The sequence below is a fragment of the Bacteroidota bacterium genome (genome assembly GCA_038746285.1).
GTDB lineage: Bacteria > Bacteroidota > Rhodothermia > Rhodothermales > JANQRZ01 > JANQRZ01.
The window spans coordinates 65,257-84,764 of the sequence record JBCDKT010000006.1 but is presented as its reverse complement, the minus strand read 5'-3'; the positions used below and the strand labels follow the sequence as shown (position 1 = coordinate 84,764).

The following is a 19,508-nucleotide window of genomic DNA, read 5'->3' as shown; positions in this document are numbered from 1 at the left end:
GGCTCAGGCCCGTTTGCTGCCGCCGATGGAGAGGCCGAGGCCGCCGTCGATCCGGTAGGCCTGGCCGGTGATGAAGGCCGCGTCGGCGCTGCACAGGTAGCCGATGAGCGAAGCCACCTCCTCGGCCGTCGCGATGCGCTGGGCGGGGTGCATCGCGTGGACCTCGCGCATCACCTCGGCGGGGTCGGGCGACTCGTTGACGGCCCACCGCAGCATCGGCGTGTCGACCGTGCCGGGGCAAACCGCGACGCAGCGGACAGCGGGCGCGTAGTCCACCGCGATGCTCCGCGTCAGCCCGAGGATTGCCGTTTTGCTCGTCGTGTAGGCGGCGACGTTGGCTTGGGTGATGAAGCTCTGCACGCTCGCCACGTTGACCACCACCCCGCCCCCACGCTCAGCCATCGACGGGAGCGCCTGCTGCGCGCAGAGAAAGGCGCTCTTGAGGTTGACGTTCATCACCTCGTCCCACAGCGCCTCGCTCGTCTGCGTGACCGTCCCGTAGCGCTGGATGCCCGCGTTGTTGACCAGTAGATCAACCCCTCCGAACGCCTCGCGGACTGCCCCGAAGGCCGCCTCGACGGCCCCGGCCTCGGCCACGTCGCAGCGGACGAAAAGGGCATCGTCGATCTCGGCAGCGGTGGCCGCGCCGGCATCGTCGGCGTCGAGGAGCGCCACACGGGCCCCCTCGCTCGCAAAGAGCCGGGCGGTCGCTGCACCGATGCCTTTCGCCGCACCCGTCACGACGGCTACGTGGTCGCGGAATCGCATAGTCAGATCGGTTCTTCCTGGACCGGGTTTGTGAGCGTCCCGATGCCGTCGATCTCGACCGCGACGGTGTCGCCCGGCTGGAGCCAGCGCGGCGGCGTCTGCGCCATCCCGATCCCGACGGGTGTGCCGGTGAGGAGGACCGTGCCGGGGAGCAGCGTCGTGCTCCCGCTGAGGAACGCGACAAGCTCGGTGACGGGGAAAATCATGTCGGCGGTGCTCGTCTCCTGCACGACCTCGCCGTTGACGCGGGTGCGGAGCACGAGGGCTTGCGGGTCTGGAATGGCCGAGGCGAGGGTGATCGCGGGGCCGAGCGGGCAGAAGGTGTCGAAGCTCTTGCCCCGGCACCACTGGCTCCCGCCGCGCTCGATCTGCCAGTCGCGGGCGCTCACGTCGTTGGCGCAGGTGTACCCGAGCACGTAACCGAGCGCGTCCGAGGCCCAGACGTTTTTGCAGCGCCGCCCGATCACGACGGCCAGTTCGCCTTCGTAGTCCACCCGGTCGCTTCGGAGCACACGCGGGAGCACGATGGGAGCACCGGGTCCAGTGACGGCGTTGACCCCTTTGGCGAACACGACGGGATGCTCGGGAATCGGCAGGCCAGCCTCCTCGGCGTGGGCGCGGTAGTTCAGCCCGATGGCCCAGACGGCAGGCGGGTCGGCGGGGGGGAGCACGTCGGCAATTGAGGCAGCCTCGCCCGTCACCGCGACGTCCCCAAACGGGGCTCCGGCGACGACACGCGCTGCGCCGCCCGCCTGCTCGGCGGCGTAGCGGACAGTCCCCTCGGGGTCGCGGTAGCGGAGCAGCTTCATCTCAGGTCCCAGCGGTCCAGCCGCCGTCGATGTAGAAGGGAACGCCGGTGACGAAGGCGGCCTCGTCACCGGCGAGGTAGGCTGCCGCCGCCGCGATCTCGTCAGGCTGCGCCATGCGCCCGACGGGCTGCGTCGCGGTCATCTCGCGCCGGGCGGCCTCGGGGTCGGCGTACTCCTGAAGCCGCTGCGTCACGAACGGCGTCTCGACCCGGCCCGGACAGATCGCCACCGCCCGAATCCCGTCCGCCGCGTGATCGAGCGCGAGGCACTTGGTCAGACCGACGACCGCGAACTTGGTCGCGCAGTACGCCAGCCGGTCCCGGATGCCGACGATCCCGCCGATGGAGGCGAGGTTGAGCACCACGCCGCGCTTCCGCTCCAGCATCCCCGGCAGAAAGGCCTGCGTCACGTTGAAGACGCCCCGGAGGTTGACCGCGTAGAGCCGGTCGAAGTCCTCGCCCGTCGTCTCCAGCATCGTCCCGGCGTGCCCGATGCCCGCGTTGTTGACGAGCACGTCGAGCCGCCCGTAGGTGTCGTGGACGGCGTGGGCGGCGCGGGTGCACGCGGCCTCGTCGGTCACGTCGAGGGACAAGAAGTGCGCACTGCCGCCGCCGGACCGGACCGCCTCGGCGGTCGCCTCGCCGGCTGCCGTGTCCACATCGGTCACCCAGACGGACGCGCCCTCGCGGGCGAGACGGTGGGCGACAGCGGCCCCGATGCCGGATGCGGCTCCGGTGACGAGCGCGGTGCGGTCGGGGAGGGGCATGGGGGAGAGGGACGTGGCTTGACAGGGATAGGCGCGCGCCGTATCCTTCTGCCGGGAAAGCTAAAGTCATCAGATCACTTTGTCAATCTGCCGATGGAACCGACGCTCGCGCCCGTCGCCCGCCACAGCCTCCCCGACGACCTCGCCCGCCGCATCACGCAGATGATCGAAGCCGAGGGGCTGGCCGCCGGAGACCGCCTTCCCACGATCAGCCGCCTGGCGCGGCGCTTCGGCGTCGGCACCCCGACGCTGCGCGAGGCGCTGACCAAGCTGGAGACGCTAGGCACGGTGGCCGTCAGGCACGGCTCCGGCGTCTACGTGGGGCGTCGGCCGAACGCGCTCTTCGCCTCCAACCCGGTCCTCGCGGGAACGCCGTCCAAAAAGACGCTCGTGGACCTGATCGAGGCGCGTATCCTTGTCGAAGTAGAGGCGGCGGGGCTCGCCGCCCGCCACGCCACGCCGGACGACCTGGCAGCGATGGCTGCGCTGCTGGACCGGGCGCAGGCTCACCTGGACGACGGCGACGTGCTCAACATGACCAACATGGCGTTCCATGCCGCTATTGCGACAGCGTCGGACAACGGCGTCCTCCGGCAGGTGCTCGACGTGCTGACGACCCTCTTTCAGGCCGAGCAGCGGGTGATTCTCGACATCCACGGCTCGCGCCAGCAGGACCACGACGAGCACGTCGGCATCCTGGAGGCACTGCGCGGAGGCGACGCCGCGCTCGCGGCCGAGCGGATGCGGGTCCACCTCGGCGGCGTGCGCGCGGTCCTGCTGCGCTGGGACGAAAAAGCGCAGCCCCTGCCGCTATGACGCCGCGCACGGACAAGGCTGGAATGCCCCGGTGCCGCGCCCTGGCGTGGGTTCTGACGTTCGCCGGGGTGCTGCTTTTCGCGGCCCCGGCCCTCGCCCAGACCGGCAAGATCGCCGGCACCGTCACCGACGCTGCGACCGGTCAGACGCTGCCCGGCGCGAGCGTCGCCGTCGTCGGCACGAGCTTCGGTGCCGCGACCGACAGCGAGGGGCACTACACGATCATCGGCGTCCGCCCCGGCGCGTACACGCTCCGCGCCTCGTTCATCGGCTACACTGAGACGGTGGTCGAGGCGGTCCGCGTCCAGAGTGGGCTGACGACGCGCGTCGAGATCGAACTGAGCGAAGGGGCGGTAGACTTCGGCGACGAGGTGGTCGTGACGGCCGAGCGCCCGCCCGTGCAGCGCGACGAGACGGCGAGCGTGCAGTACCTCGATGTCGCCGAGATCGACGAGCTGCCCGTGACGAGCACCGAGGAAGCCCTCTTCGTCCAGGCCGGGGTCTTCTTCGACCAGCAGCCTATCGAAGGCGGGCTGAACGGATCGGGCCGGGGCGAGCCGCGCTACGCGGTGCGGGGCGGCGACCAGACCGAGGTACTGTGGTTCCTCGACGGCGCGCGCATCGCAGCCCTCATCGAAGGCCGAGCCGACCAGGGCGGCTCCTACACGAGCATCAATCCCCACGCAATTCAGGAGATCCAAATCCTCACCGGCGGTTTCGCGGCGGAATACGGCGGGGCGCAGTCGGGCGTGGTGAACGTGGTGACCAAGGAAGGCGGCGACCGGATCGAGGCGACGGCGGAATACCTCTACGGGCCGCCGGGACAGCGCCACTTCGGCAGCTACCTCTACGACCCGGAGACGCAGCTCGAGTTCGGGCCGCGGATGCCGATCGATCCGGACAACCCGGAAAGCGAGAGCGTCGGCAACCAGCTCCCGGACGGTACACTCGACCCCGCGTGGTGGACCGACGAGCGCCAGGCGCAGATCTACGACTACCGCGACATCGCCGACCACCGGGCGTGGGGCAGCGTCGGCGGGCCGGTGCCCGGACTGAGCGCGCTGGACGGCCGGTTCTTCGTCGCCGGGCAGTACAACCGCGCGGCCTACGCCTACCCCCGTCCCATCGACCGGCGCGAGCAGGACGATGTGCTGGCGAACCTCGTCCTCCGCCCCGGCTCCGGTACGAAGCTCCGGCTGAGCGGGCTCTACGGCCGAGCGCTGCACTCGACGCTCCAAGAGAACGGTGACTTCATCCTCGAGTCGAAATACTACCGGGGCTGGGGCTCGGTCCTCGACCGCAAGCATTACCAGGCAGCGGTCGATTGGACGCACAGCCTGTCGCAGAACATGTTCTACGACCTCAAGCTGAGCACGTACTGGCTCGACTTCCGCGAGCGCCCGAGTCCGTTCGCGCGCTTCGGCCGGACCGAAGACGACGAGGCTGTGACCATCTTCGGCTTCCAGCGCTACGACGGCTTCGGCGACGAGCCCTTCGACCAGTTCTCGTTCCTCCTCGACCGCCGCGAGGTCGTCGGCGACGTGTCGCTCGAAGGCGCACTCTCGTGGCAGGTGGACGCGGCCAACTTCGTCAAGGCCGGCTTCGAGGCCCGCGTCAACACCTACAACGAGGACCGCTCCTTCCGCTTCCCCTCGACCACGCTCGACGAGCGCTACTGGCTCAACCGGGGCCTGGATGAGACCTACCACCCGCTCCAGTTCGCGGCCTACCTCCAGGACAAGATGGAGTTCAAGGGGATGATTCTCAACCTCGGCCTCCGCTACGACTACTTCAACCCCAACCGCGACTGGTTCGACGTCACCAACCTCCCCGTCCTCGCCCTCGACCCGCTCTACGACGAGACGCTCGACCCCGACGGCGACCAGGTGGACGAGAACGGGCGCGTGAAGTTCAGCTTCGACAACGTCTTCGACAAGCCGCGCACGCCGGCCCCGTCCTACCACCGGCTCAGCCCGCGCATCGGCGTCTCCTACCCGATCACCGACGGCTCGGTGCTGCACTTCAACTACGGGCACTTCTACCAGACCGCGCCCCTCGACCGGATGTTCGAGTTCGGCTACTTCCGGCCCGAGTACATCGTCGAGTGCCAGCAGGCCTACGACCAGGGGCTGTCGCTCGAGGGCTTGACCAACTGCCCCGAGGGTGGCACCCGCGCGCCCTCGGCCAGCGGCGACCCGGAGCGCGTGGTGGCGCTCTCGCTCGACGACCTGAAGCCGGAGAAGACGATCTCGTTCGAAGTCGGCATCGCGCAGCAGTTCGGCGACCTCGCCGTGCTCGACGTGACGGGGTTCTACAAAGACGTCTTCGACCAGGTGCTCCCGCGCGCCAACCTCTTCGACCGCCGGGTGACGCTGCCCTCGGGCAACTTCGTGAGCAACTTCTCCGGGGACTACGGCGACGCGCGCGGCTTCGAGGTGAACCTCCGCACCCTCTTCAGCCGCCACGTCACGTTCGACTTCAACTACAGCTTCTCGCGTGCCGTCCAGGGCCGCGCCACGCCGGGCCGCGTCGACTTCGACTCGACCGGCACGCCGACCTTCTTCTACAACGACGAGGCCAGCCAGCGCCTTGCCACCGAGCAGACCTTCAGCCGCCCGCACATCTTCCGGGCGAACCTCTTCCTGCGCTACCCCGAGGGCGGCGGACGCTGGTTCGACCGGGCGCTCGGCGGGACCAGCCTCAGCGCGCTCGGGCGCTACGTCAGCGGGCGTGCCTTCACCTACCTCGAACCTCTGGACCCGGCAGACACGGTCGACAACCAGCGCCTCCCGGCGAGTTCTCAGATCGACCTGCGGGTCGAGCGGCAGTTCACCGTCGGCACCCACGCGCTCGCGGTCTACTCCAACGTCACGAACCTCTTCAACACGCGCAACCTCCGCTCCTTCGGCAACTACTTCGGGGCCAACGAGGCGGCGGTCGTAGACTTCGTCGAGAACGACACGGTCACGCAGGACTTCATCGGCTACGACATCAGCGCCGTCACCTACTTCCCCCCGCGCCGGGTGGTCTTCGGCGTCCGCTACGACTTCCGATGAGTGTGCCTCGCGTAATAAACAGAGGGCGTCTCCATCGTTCTGCCTCCGCAGGGGCGGGGTGCGCTGAGGATCGGGAGAGGATAGAGGATGGAGAATGGAGAACGGCCCGCTATCCTCGATCCTCCACCCTCCACCTTCTCGCTCTGCTGCTCGTCCTCACCGCACTCCCCGCCGCCGCCCAGCTCCGCGAGGCCGACGTCCGCGTCCACGACCGAGGCGAGCTCTGGGAGACGGTCAAGGACGACGGCACACTCGGCGCGCGCGAGCCGCTCAACCCGTTTGAGTTCTTCCCAAGCATGGACTGGCCGGGCGGGCCAGACGCGCTGGCCTCAAAGGATGAGCAGCGCTCCTACCATGCCGGGGCCGGGCTCTGGATCGGCGGTCTGGGCGCGAACGGGGCCGTCTTCTTCGACGAACTCGGCCCGTTTGCGACGGTCGAGGTCGATGAGGTCCTGCCGATGGCGGAGACCGAAAACTTCGTCGAGGCCGACGGCTACGACCCGGGCGAAGCCGAGGAGACGATCGTTGCGGAGTTCACGACGACCTCGGGGCTCCGCGTCCGCCGCACGAGCCGGACGTGGAGCTTTCGCGGGCTCAACACCTTCGTCCTCCTCGACTACGCCGTGACGAACGAGACGGGCGGTCCGCTCGCGGGCGTCTTCGTCGGCCTGCCCTCGCTGCTACGGCCGAGTTACCAGGACATCAACGTCCACAACGGCTGGGGTGACGACGGCAACCGCACCGACGAGCTCGTCGCCTACGACGCCGACCGGGCACTCGTCTACGCCTACGACGACACCCCCAACTTCGACCTGCCGGGCGACGTGGGCAACTACTGGCCCGACCGCGACGAGCTGCGGACGACCGGCTACGCCGGCATCGCCCTGCTCGACGCGCCGCCGGGCAGCGGCGGCGAAGCGCAGCCCGCGACCGTCTTCTGGGCGCAGACGCTCGGCAACGGGCCGCGCCTCACGACGGCCAGCACCTCGTCCGCCGCGCTCTACGCGATCCTGACAGGGACAGACACCTCGCTCCAAGCCGAGGACGAGGAGCGCCTGACGCCGCTGATCCTCCTCGGGTGCGGACCCTACGACCTCGGCCCGGGCGAGGCTGTCCGCCTCGCATTTGCCGAAGCCGTCAACGGGCTGCCGTTGGAGGTAGCGCGCGAAGGACTGGACGCGCAGAACGACCTGGACGCCGGGCTCGACTCGCTCCAAGCCAGCATCGACCGGGCCGCTGTGCTCTACGAAGCGGGCTACCGCGTCGCAGCCGTGCCGCCGCCCGCTCCGCCCATCGAAATCGTCACCCTCCCCGGCGCAGTGCCGGAGGCGTCGGTCACCTGGCCGCCCATCGACGAGGTGTGGGTCAACCCGCTGTCCGATTCGCTCATCACCGGCTACAACGTCTACCGCAGTGACCTCGGGTTCATCGGTCCATTCGAGAAGCTCACGCGTCGGCCGATCCGCGTCGGCAACGAGAATGACATCGACCGCTTCTTCAACCTCCGCCTGGGCCGCTGGCAGTTCACCGACAACGACGTAGGGCTGGGCTTCAGCTACACCTACGCCGTCACGGCGGTCGACGGCGACGGCAACGAAAGCTGGTTGACCAACCGCAACCTCGACCCGGTAACCGTCGAGCGCAGCGCGGCAGAGACGGCGATGGACGTGCAGGTCTTCCCGAACCCGTTCCGGGGACGCTCCTTTCCCACCTCGGATGCGGCGAACCTCATCATCTTCAACAAGCTCCCGGCGCGCGCCACGATCCGCATCTACACGGCCAGCGGCGAGCTGATCCGCACCCTCGAGCACGACGACCCGAACAGCGGGCAGGAAGCGTGGGACCAACTCACCGACGCCCGCCAGCGCACGGCCCCCGGCATCTACTTCTGGACCGTGCAGTCCGAGGTCGGGACGGCGCGGGGCACGCTGGTCATCATTAAATGAGGAGGTGGTGATGGTGTCACGTACTGCTCGCTGCGCCCGTCTCGCCTCCGTAGGCCGGAAGATGGAGGATGGAAAATGGAGGACGGATAGCCTTTCGCTCCCCTCCATCCTCTATTCTCTACTCTCCATCCTGCTCCTCCTCTCTGCACTCCCAGTCCAGGCTCAGATCGACCAGGGCTTCGAGTTCGAGAAGTCCGGCTCGGCGGGGTTTCAGTTTCTGAAGATTGCCCTCGGGGCGCGCGAGAGCGCCCTCGGCGAGGCGGCGGCGGCGATGACGAACGACGCCAACGCCGTCTTCTGGAACGTCGGCGCGCTCCCGCTCATCGGCGAGCGGCAGGTGGCGTTCACCCACAACGAGTGGATCGTGGACAGCTCGCTCGACGCGCTCGTGGTGGCGGCACCGGTCGGGCCGTACGCTGTCGGCCTGAGCCTCGTCCGCTTCGGGATCGAACCGTTCGAGGAGACGACCGTGCTGGAGCCGGACGGGACCGGGCGCATGGTGGAGGCGGGCGACGTGATGATCGGCCTCGCTGGCGCGCGCCGCTTCACCGACCGCCTCACGATCGGCGTGCAGGCCAAGTACGTCATCGAGATGCTCGACAACGACCGCTTCCAGAACGTGCTCTTCGACGTCGGGGCGCTCTACTACACCGGCTTCCGGCAGCTCCGCCTCGCGTTCACCCTCCAGCACTTCGGGCCAGACACCGAGGGTCTGGAGCAGAGTTTCCGCACGCCGCTCCTCTTCCGTGTCGCCGCTGCCGACGACCTCGTCCGCTTCGACCAGGTCCGCGTCTCCGGAGCCGTCGAACTCGTCCACCCGACGGACAACGAGGAGTGGGTCAACGGCGGGGTCGAGGCCGTGCTGCTAGACGTGCTCGCGCTGCGCGCCGGGTACCGGGTGAGCGTGGACGAAGGCGCGTGGTCGGTCGGTGCTGGCGTCGTGCCGCCCCGGGTCGAAGGCGTCGGCGTGCGGGCCGACTACGCGTACGTCGGCTTCGGCGACCTCCTCGGCGCGACGCACCGCTTCACGGTGAGCCTCGGCCTGTGAGCGGCTGGGGGACCATAGCGCAGCGCGCCGGCTGGGTGCTCCTCGCCCTCGTCACGGTCGCGTTCCTCGTCTGGACGCCGGAGCGCGCCGCGCCCGGTGACGGCCGAACGCACATCCGCTACTGGTACATCGTCGGCGCGCAGGACGACGTGCCGTACCACGCCCGCCGCTTCAACGAGGTCCAGGACTCCATCGTTGTCCACGCCACGCCGATCCCGTGGAACGAGCACGAGCGCAAAATCCTCACCGCCGTCCTCTCGGGCGACCCGCCGGACGTGGTGAGCCAGTTCGTGCCCGTCGTCAAGTGGGCCTCGCGCCTCGCCCTCGAACCGCTCGACCGGCACATCGAGGCGAGCGATCTGGATACGACTGCCTTCTTCCCCGCGCTCTGGAGCGAGATGGGCTGGCAGGGCCAGACCTACGCCCTTCCCATCAACTCGACCTCGTACGCGCTCTTCTACAACAAGGCGCTCTTCCGCGACGCGGGCCTCGACGCCGGGCAGCCGCCCACGACGTGGGACGAGGTCATCGCCGCTGCTGAGCGACTGACATCGCGCGGGCCGGACGGACGGCTGACCCGCGTCGGGTTCGTTCCCGACTACGGCAACCTCCCGACGACCCAGCTCATGGCGTGGCAGCAGGACGCCCAGTTCCTCAGCGAGGACGGACGCACGGTCCGGCTCGACACGCCCGCGATGCGGCAGGCGCTCCGGTGGATCGCCGACTTCTACGCGGCCTACGGCGTGGACAACCTCAAGGCGTTCACCTCCGGCCTCGGCAGCGCCGACCAGCACGGCTTCCTCTCCGGCCGGATCGGGATGGCGGTGCTCGACCTGAGCTACCTCGACCAACTCGCCCGCTACGCGCCCGGCGTCGCGTACGGCGTGGCCCCGATCCCGACGTTCCCCGGTCGGCCGACTGCCTCGTCGGCTGGGAGCTGGTGGCTGGCCGTTCCGCGCGGGGCGCGCCACCCCGAGGCTGCGTTCGCCTTCATGCGCTTCGCCGTCCAGAAGCACGTCCAGCTCGAGGAGGTCGCCGCGACGGATGAGGACCTGTTCCCGGCCAACCGCCACGCCGCGACCGACCCGCGTTTCCTGACGAGCCCCGAGATGGAGGTCTTCGCCGAGCAGATGACCGTCGCCTACTCGCCGACGGTCGTGCCGCTGGCGCACGACGTGTTCTGGCGCGAGTTCTTCGGCGCGCAGGAGCGGGTGATCTACGGGCTGCAGGCACCGGGCGAGGCGCTCCGGCAGGCCGAGGCCGTCGTGCAGGACGCCCTCGACCGGGCCGTGTCCTACGACCAGTACGTCCGGGCGAACGTGGACCGCGACGGGGAGGGCTGAGCGATGCAAGCCGTCCAGACCGATGCGATCCGCGAGATGACGCCGCCGCCAGGGCCGGCCCCGCTGCCACCCCCGCCGGACGAGCGGCGGGCGCGCCGCTTCCGGGACCGGCTGGGGACGAACCGGGGGCGCGAGGCCGCCGCGGGCTACCTGTTCCTCTCGCCGTGGCTGGTCGGCTTCTTCGTCTTCGGGCTCTACCCGATGGTGATGTCGCTCTACTACAGCCTGTGCCGCTTCGACGTGCTCCGCGTCCCGCAGTTCATCGGGCTGGAGAACTACGCGACGCTGCTCGGGGCCGACCCGTACTTCGGGATTTCGGTCTGGAACACGCTCGTCTACACCGTACTCCGGGTGCCGTTTGCGATCACGGGGTCGCTGCTGCTCGCGGTGCTCGTCAACCAGAGCGTGCGCGGGGTCAAGTGGTTCCGCACGGCCTACTTCTTACCGTCGATCATCACGGGCGTTGTGCTCTCCGTGATCTGGCTGTGGCTCTTCAACCCGTCGGTGGGCCTCGTGAACGAGGTGCTTGGGTGGGTTGGGCTGGAGGGGCCGCTGTGGCTGCAAAGCCCGGACTGGTCGAAGCCCGCGCTCGTGCTGATGGGGCTGTGGTCGGTTGGCGGAGCGCGGATGATCGTCTTCCTCGCCGCGCTCCAGGGCATCCCGGACCACCTCTACGAGGCGGTCGAGATCGACGGCGGCGGGGCGTGGGCCAAGTTCCGGCACGTCACGCTCCCGATGCTCTCGCCTGTCATCTTCCTGTGGACGGTACTCGAAGTCATCTTCTCGTTCCAGGTCTTCACCGAGGCCTACGTGATGACGCAGGGCGGCCCGCTCAACTCGACGCTCTTTTACAACCTGTACCTCTACTACAAAGCCTTCGACGACTTCGAGATGGGCTACGCCTCGGCGATGGCGTGGATTCTCCTCGTCATCACCCTTGCCGTGACGGTCGTGCAGTTCCGCCTCGGCAAGCGGTGGGTCCACTACGAAGGCGGAGTCTAGGAGTCAGCCATTCGTCCTCTACCACCTGGTGATGCTCATGCGAAACCTTCTGCTTTGTGCCTTCTGCCTACTGCTCGCCGCGTGCGACGCTACCACCGATTCTGCCGAGACCCACACGACACCGCAGGCGCAGCGCGCCACCGGGCTGCTGGGGGGCGTGACCGTCGAGCCTGCGCCGGCGTGGACCGACCTCTTCGACACGACGAGCGGCTGGACCGGGGCCGACGGCATCTACTCTATTCCCGTCAACGGCGTCGAGGTACCGGGCACGGCAAGCGCGACCCAGACGATCTTTCTCTTCAACGACACGGCTATCGGCGACGTGCTCCCCGACGGCCGACGGGCACCCGGCTCGACGCTCGTCAACAACACGGTTGCCCTGCTCGGTGGCGGGGCACCCGATCCCAGCGACATCGAGTTTTTCTGGCCCGGCGGACGCGACACCCCCCGCGCCGCCGTCGTCCCGGACACGCCGGACGCTGAGCCGGGCGACTGGTACTGGAACGCCGACGGCATCGTGATCGGCAACACGCTGTGGGCCTACTACCTCCGCGTGGCGCGCGCGGAGGACATACTCTTCCCGTTCGAGTTGGTCGGGGCAAACCTCGCCCGGACTTCGCTGGCCGGCGGCATGCCGGGGCCGGTCGAGCAGTTCGACACGCCGCTCTTCCGGCCCGCCGAGGGCAACCGGGGCAACCTGGCCTTCGGCGGGGCCATCCTCCCGAATCTCGCCGAGGCCGGGGTACCCAACCCCGACGGCTTCCTCTACGTCTACGGAGTCCGCAACGACTCCCTGGTCAAGAAGCTTCTCGTCGCCCGCGTACGCCCACAGCACATCGCCGACTTCGAGCGCTACCGCTACTGGGATGGAGCAGCCTGGGTGGCCGACCTCGACGCGGCGGTGCCGGTCACGAACCGGGTCTCGAACGAACTGAGCGTGACCCCGCTCGCCAACGGGAAGTACCTCCTCGTCTTCCAGCGCGACGCGATCTCATCGGTCACGGCGGCACGCGTCGGCGACAGCCCGGTGGGACCGTGGGGGCCGATACGCGACATCTACTCGTGCCCCGAAGTGAATCAGGACTCGGACTACTACTGCTACAACGCGAAGGCGCACCCGCACCTCTCCGAGCCGGGGACGCTGCTGATCTCGTACAACGTCAACACCTTCGACTTCTTCGGCGACTTCTTCTCGGACGCCGACCTCTACCGTCCGCGCTTCATCCGGCTGCGAGGGCTACCACAATGACTGGAAGATGGAGAATAGAGATTGGAGGATGGCAAAGGCAGACCAGAGCATTCCATCCTCCATCTTCGATCCTCCATCCTCGCTAGATCGAGCGGGACGCTCTCTGAACCAGCATCAACACTTGGTACCGACTCGGCCCATAGGACTGCGCAGGGCCCTCGGCTACGGCGCCCTCGTCGCCGTGGCGTTCGTGCTGCTCTTGCCGTTCGCGTGGATGGTCTCGACCTCGCTCAAGGGCAACGAGGCCATCTTCGCCGTCCCGCCTGTGTGGATCCCGGAGACGCTCCGGTGGGACAACTACGCCGAGGTCTTCGAGCGGATGCCGTTCCTGCTCTACCTCCGCAACACGACCGTCATCACGGTCTTCACGATCGTCGGGACGGTCGGGTCGAGCGCGCTGGTGGCCTACGCGTTCGCGTGCCTCCGCTGGCCGGGACGGGACCTGCTCTTCCTGTTCGTCGTGGCGACGATGATGCTGCCCCTGCAGGTCATCATGATCCCGCTCTTTGTGCTCTTCAAAGAGTTCGGGTGGCTGAACACCTACAAGCCGCTCATCGTCCCCGCCTTCCTCGGTGGGGGGGCGTTCAACATCTTCCTGATGCGGCAGTTCTTCCTCACACTCCCGACCGAGCTGTTCGACGCCGCGCGGATCGACGGGGCGAGCGAGTGGACCATCTTCTGGCGGATCGCGCTGCCGCTGGCCCGGCCTGCGCTCGTGACGGTCGCGCTCCTGACGTTCATGTTCGCGTGGAACGACTTCCTCGGGCCGCTGATCTACCTCTCGGACCAGGCGAAGAACACGCTCGCGCTCGGCCTCGCGCTCTTCACCGGGCAGCACCAGACCGACTGGGGCGTGCTGATGGCGGCGTCGATCCTGATGATGGTGCCGGTCATCGCGCTGTTCTTCTTCTTCCAGCGCTACTTCATCAAAGGCTTCACCATGAGCGGACTGAAGGGATGAGACGGCGTTGTTGCTCATATCGCTCTGCACTCCTCGGCACAAGATGGAGGATGGAAGATGGAGGATGGAACGCATCGGTCCACCGCCCGCCATTCTCTATCCTCTATCCTCTACTATCTCTGCTCCTACTTGCCGCGCCCGCCGTAGCGCAGGAGTTGGCCCAGGCACCTATCGCCGCCGATGGCACCATCCCCGTCTGGCTCACCGCTGGGCCGTTCGAGCAACCCACGACCGGTTTCGGGATGCCCGCGGACGAAGACGTGATCGGCGAGGCCGACGCGCAGCCGGCCGAGGGCGACGCCGAGGCGAGTCCGTGGGCGGCGGGCGAGGCGGTGACGTGGCGCCCCGTCGCGCCGAACAGCGCGGGGTTGGTCGACTTCCACGCGGCGTTCGCCGACGTGCCGCCGGGCGACGGGCCGGAGAAAATCTGGTGGGCGAAGGCGGGCTATGCCTTCACGACGGTCCAGAGCGAGACCGAGCAGGACGCCCTCCTCCTGATGGGCAGCAACAGTCGCCTGAAAGTGGTGCTCAACGGCGAGACTGTCCAGACCGTCGACCGCGCCCGCAACGCCGTCGCCGACGAAGACACGGTGCGCGTGCGGCTACGGGCCGGGGCGAACCGGCTGCTCGTCAAGGTCGGGCAGTCGCACCACAACGAGGGCGTGCAGTTCTTCGTGCCGCTGGACTGGGACTGGGGTTTCTACGCCCGACTCGTCGGGGCGGAAGGCGTGCAGGCCGAGGTGAGACTGAGTGGTGACGAGCCGGGCGTTTCGCTTGTCTCGTCCATCTTCTTCCGGGAGGCGGAGGGCGGGCTACGGCAGCGCTTCGACCTGAGCATCACCCGTCGCACGGTCGGTCCGGCGGACGGTGAGGCCCGGCTGACGGTAGGCAGCGAAACCACCACCGTGCCCGTCGGTGCTGCCCCCTTTGGTGTCAGTCGGCTGGCGCTGTGGGGACCACCGGTCGAGAGGCCGACGCCCGCCCGTCTGGAGGTCTGGCTCGGCGAAGAATCGCCTGTCACGCGGGAGGTGACGCTGGAGCCGCAGCCGCGGGTCGAGTTGCACCTGATGCTGAACTCGCACACCGATGTCGGCTACACCCACCCGCAGCCGACGGTGGCCGAGAAGCACGCGCTCCTGCTCGACGCCGTCATCGAAAAAGCCGAGGCCGAGCCGGACTTCCGGTGGACCGTCGAGACCGTGTGGCAACTGGAGCGGTTCGTCGAGGCGCGCTCGGCCGAGCAGGTAGAGCGGCTGATGGCCCTCGTCCGCGCCGGGCGGATCGCCGTCTCGCCGACCTACGCCAACCCGTTCACCGGCTGGGTGAGCGAGGAGGAGCTGCTCCGCTCGTTCGCGCTCGGGCAGGCGTACGCCGACCGCTACGGCTTCGAGGTCAGCGCGATGCTCTCGAACGACGTGCCCGGGTTCTCGTGGAGGCTCCCTGGTGTGCTCCGCGAGGCGGGCCTCGACTTCTTCGTCACGGGCATCAACGAGGTCTTCAGCGGCTACGCCTTCCAGCAGTCGCTTCCCAAAGCCTTCCGCTGGGAGGGGGCCGACGGGGCGAGTGTCGTGACCTACCGGACCGAGGCCTACAACGAGGGGCAGACCGTCGGTCTCGTCAAGGGCGTTGGGGCGGTGGAAGACAGGATGCGCGAGCGGCTCGCACGGCTCCGGGCGCAGGGCAACGACCACCCGGTCGTCCTCCTCAACACCACCTTCGGCGACAACGGCGGCATCCCGAGCGCCGAACTCAAAACGGCGCGGGCGTGGAACAGGCAGTACGCCTACCCCCGCATCGTCGTCAGCACGCTCGACCGCTTCGCCGAGGCGTTCACCGCCTGCTGCACCGCCGATCTGCCGACCGTCCGGGGCGACTGGACCTCGGACTGGGACATGCTCTACCAGGGCGAACTCGCCCGCGTCGTCCGGCAGCGCGAGGCGCAGCACCGGCTGCCCGTCGCCGAGGCCATGTCTACGGCGGCGTGGCTCTCGGACGGCCGGGCACCGCTGCAACCGATGGTGGACGAGGCCTACCACCACCTCTTGCAATACAGCGCCCACGGCAGCGGGCTAGAGCTTGGCTACGGCGGCCCCGACGAGAACGCGATCACGATGGCCTACCGCGAGGACTACGTGCAGAGCGCCGTCCTCGCCACCGAGGCTACGCTGCAACGCGCCACCCGGCGGCTCCTCCAGCCGATGGAGTCGTTCGAGACCGAGGCCGTGTTCGTCTTCAACGGGATGGGTGCCCGGCGCGACGTGCCGGTCGAGGTCGAGTTTGCGCACGACGCGGCGCGCTACCGGGTCGTGGACCCTGCGACGGGCGAAGAGCTTCCGAGCGTCGCCGACGGCTACGACCTCCGCTTCGTCGCCCGCGACCTACCGCCGGTCGGGTACAAAAAGATCCGGCTCGAAGCGCGGGGCGAAGCACCGCCGACCGATTTGCAGGCCGGGCCGAACGTGATCGAGAACGCGCACTACCGCCTCGCGGTCGATCCCGCGACGGGAGCGCTGGCGAGCGTGGTCGGCAAGCAGACGGGCACCGAGCTCGTCCGCCCCGGTGCGGCGCTGCCGTTCGGGTTGCCAGTGCGGGCGGTCCTCGGCGACCCGGCGGGGTTCGCGCCGCTGCCGGCGGACGGGGTGACGGTCGAGGTGATCGACGAGCGCCCGGCGCGGCTCCGACTCGCGGTGGACTTCGGCGGTGGCGTCGTGCCGGGCGTGACGTACACGCTGTGGGAGGATCTGGCCCGCGTCGAGGTCGAGGCGGCAGTCGACCTGGAAGCGCTCACGCCGGTCGGGGTGACGGAGGAGTACGGTCTCGCCTTCCCGTTTGCGCTCGGCGGTCCGGCGGCGCACCCTTCGGCAGGCTCAGGGCAGGCTCTCGGCGTGCTCGGCGGGTTCGCCGAGGCCGGGAGGGACCGCTTCGAAGCGATCACGCACGACGTGTATTCGCTCCGCCAGAGCCTCGCCCTCGCCGACCCCGAGCGGACCGTGAGCTGGGCCGCCGCCGACAGCCGCGTCATCCGGCTGCGCGAGATCGCGGGCGAGGACGTGCCGACCGTCGTGGCGGTGCTCGCGAGCCACTTCCCGCCCGCGTGGAACCGGAACGAGGCGAACGAAGGCGTGTGGCCGCTCCGGTTCGCCTTCACCCATCAGCCGGGCCGCTTCGACGCGGCGTTCACCGATGGCTTCGGGCGCTCGTTCGCCCAGCCCGCCGTCGTCTACCCGACGTGGCTGACCGCCGTGGACCCGGTCCGTTCGTTCCTGACCCTCGACGGTGATCCCGTCCACCTGCTCGCCTTCCAGCCGGACGCCGACGGCGTGCGCGTCCGGCTGAGAAACCCTCGGCCCGATGCCGACGCGGCGGTCCGGGTGAGCCTGCCCGGCCGCGCTGCTACGTCGGCTGCGCGCGTCACCTTCCTCGGCGACGAGGTCGCGCCCGTGCCGGTCGAGGGCGGCGCGGCTACGGTCCGCCTCGGGCCAAACGAACGCGTCACGCTACGCCTCCGCCTCGCCGAGGCTCGCGCTGCCCTTCCTTCTCCGACTCAACAAACCACGAGGTAATCCTATGACCCATGCTACCCTGCACCCCCGTCGCAGCCTGGCGCTCGTGCTCGGCTTCTGCCTGCTGCTGCCGCTCGCCATCGCCGCGTGCGAGATCGTCGAGGTCATCCAGCCGTCCGAGGCCGACCAGGGCGAGGTCATCGCGGTGACCGTCACGATTCGGAAGACCTTCGAGGACCAGATGAACCGGTTCGAGGGGGTCGTCTCCGTGCTCGTACCCGAAGACTGGTCGTTCGTCTCCGGCGAGTACGACGGCGACGCAGGCGCGGGCGACATGCTGGAAGACCTGGGATGGGCCGACTCCACCGAGCGGGTGCTCCCCGCGCCGGACGGGATGAAGTGGATCGGCACGATCTCCGACGAGGCGTACTTCGCCGAGGCGGATGACTTCTACGACGCCATCCTCCGGCTCCAGGTCGGGCAGGAGACTGGCACCTTCGACCTTGGCTACTTCACGACGACGACAGCCTTCAAAGTAGACGACATCGACCTGGACCCGGCTGATGGCGGTGTCTCGGCCGACACTGCGCTGAACCAGCCGATCACGGTCAACACCTTCGTCTCGACCGAGGACGGCGCGCAGCCCGGGGCGGTGGCGCTCGGTCAGAACTACCCCAACCCGTTCGCTGCGTCCACGTCGATCCGCTACACGCTGGAGCGTGCCGCCGAGGTGCGGCTGACGGTCTTCGACCTCGCCGGCCGCGAAGTGGCTATCGTCGCTGAAGGGACCCGGCCGGCGGGTGAGCACACGTCAGTCTTCGACGCAGCGGAGCTACCGAGCGGGGCCTACCTCTACCGCCTCGAAGCGGACGGCGAGATGGTCGAGACCCGGCGGATGACGATAGTGCGATGAAGGTTTTCCCGTAGGGGCGCGGCGGTGCCACGCCCGACAGCTGCGTCTCCGGCCAGGGCGCAGCACCGCTCGCCCCTCCGGGTCTTTTGCTCACACGCCCACCCACACCCGACCCATGCCTCTTCGCTCGCTCCGCGTCGCCGCCGTGCGCGACCTCGGCCCGCAGTTCACCGTCAACCCGTACCGGATGACCGGGCAGGACGGTGCGTATTCGATCCCGCTCGGCGGTCCCGGACCGCAGGAGGCCGCGCGCGTGTTCTGGTACTTCGGCGACACGCTCATCGGCGAGCGCCCGCCGGGGAGCCTGCGCGACGTGTTCACGCGCCTCGCCGAGATCGGGCGGCCGCAGGGCCACGCCCCGTTCGAGCGCCTGCCGACGAACACCGGCCTCGTCCTCCCGGCGCAGTCCGGGCGCGGCGGCCTCGCCGGCTTCCAGCACATCGTGGACGGAGACGGGGAGATCCGGCAACTCGTCCCGCCGGGGCCGGGCGACCGCGACGAGTGGGACCGCATGTGGTGCATGCACGGCGTTGCGCTCGGCGAGGCAGTCTACCTCTTCTACATGCACATCCGCATGCTGGAGGACAAAGGCGGGCCGTTCGACCTCGGGTTCGAGATCATCGGGTGCGGGCTGGCGAAAGGGACCGTGGACGAATGGCAGTTCGAGCGGCTGAGTCAGGGCGGGAACGACATGTGGTGGCCGTACCCGCAGCCGCAGTTCGCCTCCGCCGTCCTGCAGGCCGACGGGTGGCTCTATCTCTACGGCGTCACCGGCTACGAGGACGGCGCGCAGCGCGTCTACCTCGCCCGCGTCCGCCCCGACGCCGTCGAGGACCTCGGCTGCTACGAATACCTCAGCGGTCCCGACCCGGCGTGGAGTGCTGACATCGCCGATGCGGTCTCCATATTCGAGGGGCCGCCGAACGAGCTGTCGGTCTCGTGGAACGACTACCTCGGCTGCTACCTCTCGGTCCACTCGATGAACACCGACGGGCAGCAGGTCGGGCGGACGGCCCCGCAGCCGTGGGGACCGTGGAGCGAGCCGACGGTGCTGTGGACCGTTGAGGCGACGCCGGACAAGAAATACCCGGTCGCAGCCTACGCCGGGAAGGAGCACCCGTCGCTCTCGGAAGACGGCGGGCGGGTGATCTACTTCACCTACATCGAAGCCGAAGAATACTTCCCCCACCTGATCGAGGTCACGCTCGGCTGACGCCTCGCTCGAGAAAGGGCGAAGGGGAGAAAGGGCGACCACGTCCCCTTCGCCCTCTCGCCCCTCCGCCCTCTCGCCCTTTCCCCATTCCCCACCGTGATCCCTACCGTCGACG

14 protein-coding genes are annotated in these 19,508 nt (G+C 68.9%); 11 read left to right on the top strand and 3 right to left on the bottom strand.

Annotated elements, in window-relative coordinates; genetic code table 11:
- Positions 1-3: 3 nt before the first annotated feature.
- The 3 genes from AAGI91_03555 to AAGI91_03545 are packed head-to-tail and all read right to left on the bottom strand — an operon-like array spanning position 4 to position 2,343.
- Positions 4-768 carry a glucose 1-dehydrogenase gene (locus tag AAGI91_03555; protein ID MEM1041683.1) on the bottom strand — a complete coding sequence of 255 codons (765 nt, stop codon included), beginning with the start codon at positions 766-768 and terminating at the stop codon, positions 4-6.
- A gap of 2 nt (positions 769-770) precedes the next feature.
- Positions 771-1,577: a fumarylacetoacetate hydrolase family protein gene (locus AAGI91_03550; protein MEM1041682.1), complete on the bottom strand. Its 807-nt coding sequence runs from the start codon at positions 1,575-1,577 to the stop codon at positions 771-773.
- 1 nt (position 1,578) lies between these two features.
- The gene (locus AAGI91_03545) at positions 1,579-2,343 is read right to left on the bottom strand and encodes an SDR family oxidoreductase (protein MEM1041681.1); all 765 of its coding nucleotides are present in this window, start codon (positions 2,341-2,343) and stop codon (positions 1,579-1,581) included.
- Between the two features lie 93 nt (positions 2,344-2,436).
- Between AAGI91_03545 and AAGI91_03540 the strand changes: the two genes are divergently transcribed.
- The 11 genes from AAGI91_03540 (at position 2,437) to AAGI91_03490 (ending at position 19,393) form a co-directional block, all read left to right on the top strand.
- A complete protein-coding gene (locus AAGI91_03540) occupies positions 2,437-3,159 on the top strand; it encodes a FadR/GntR family transcriptional regulator (GenBank protein ID MEM1041680.1) in 723 nt (240 codons plus the stop codon).
- Positions 3,156-6,215, top strand: a complete 3,060-nt coding sequence (locus tag AAGI91_03535) for a TonB-dependent receptor (GenBank protein MEM1041679.1) — start codon at positions 3,156-3,158, stop codon at positions 6,213-6,215. Before AAGI91_03540 ends, AAGI91_03535 begins: the two co-directional genes overlap by 4 nt.
- 2 nt (positions 6,216-6,217) lie before the next feature.
- Complete coding sequence (locus tag AAGI91_03530; GenBank protein MEM1041678.1) at positions 6,218-8,161, top strand: T9SS type A sorting domain-containing protein; 1,944 nt, start codon at positions 6,218-6,220, stop codon at positions 8,159-8,161.
- 61 nt (positions 8,162-8,222) lie between these two features.
- Positions 8,223-9,209, top strand: a complete 987-nt coding sequence (locus AAGI91_03525) for a PorV/PorQ family protein (GenBank protein ID MEM1041677.1) — start codon at positions 8,223-8,225, stop codon at positions 9,207-9,209.
- On the top strand, positions 9,206-10,552 hold the full coding sequence (locus AAGI91_03520; protein MEM1041676.1) for an ABC transporter substrate-binding protein: 1,347 nt from the start codon (positions 9,206-9,208) through the stop codon (positions 10,550-10,552). Before AAGI91_03525 ends, AAGI91_03520 begins: the two co-directional genes overlap by 4 nt.
- A 3-nt stretch (positions 10,553-10,555) precedes the next feature.
- A complete protein-coding gene (locus tag AAGI91_03515; GenBank protein MEM1041675.1) occupies positions 10,556-11,554 on the top strand; it encodes a sugar ABC transporter permease in 999 nt (332 codons plus the stop codon).
- Positions 11,555-11,591: 37 nt separating this feature from the next.
- Complete coding sequence (locus AAGI91_03510; GenBank protein ID MEM1041674.1) at positions 11,592-12,803, top strand: DUF4185 domain-containing protein; 1,212 nt, start codon at positions 11,592-11,594, stop codon at positions 12,801-12,803.
- Between the two features lie 121 nt (positions 12,804-12,924).
- The gene (locus tag AAGI91_03505) at positions 12,925-13,764 is read left to right on the top strand and encodes a carbohydrate ABC transporter permease (protein ID MEM1041673.1); all 840 of its coding nucleotides are present in this window, start codon (positions 12,925-12,927) and stop codon (positions 13,762-13,764) included.
- A 242-nt stretch (positions 13,765-14,006) separates the two neighbouring features.
- Positions 14,007-17,327, top strand: coding sequence for a hypothetical protein (locus AAGI91_03500; GenBank protein ID MEM1041672.1), 3,321 nt, complete (start codon positions 14,007-14,009; stop codon positions 17,325-17,327).
- A gap of 4 nt (positions 17,328-17,331) precedes the next feature.
- Positions 17,332-18,180 carry a T9SS type A sorting domain-containing protein gene (locus AAGI91_03495; GenBank protein ID MEM1041671.1) on the top strand — a complete coding sequence of 283 codons (849 nt, stop codon included), beginning with the start codon at positions 17,332-17,334 and terminating at the stop codon, positions 18,178-18,180.
- A gap of 115 nt (positions 18,181-18,295) precedes the next feature.
- Entirely contained in the window at positions 18,296-19,393 is a 1,098-nt protein-coding gene (locus AAGI91_03490) for a DUF4185 domain-containing protein (GenBank protein MEM1041670.1), read from the top strand.
- The last annotated feature ends 115 nt before the right edge of the window (positions 19,394-19,508 follow it).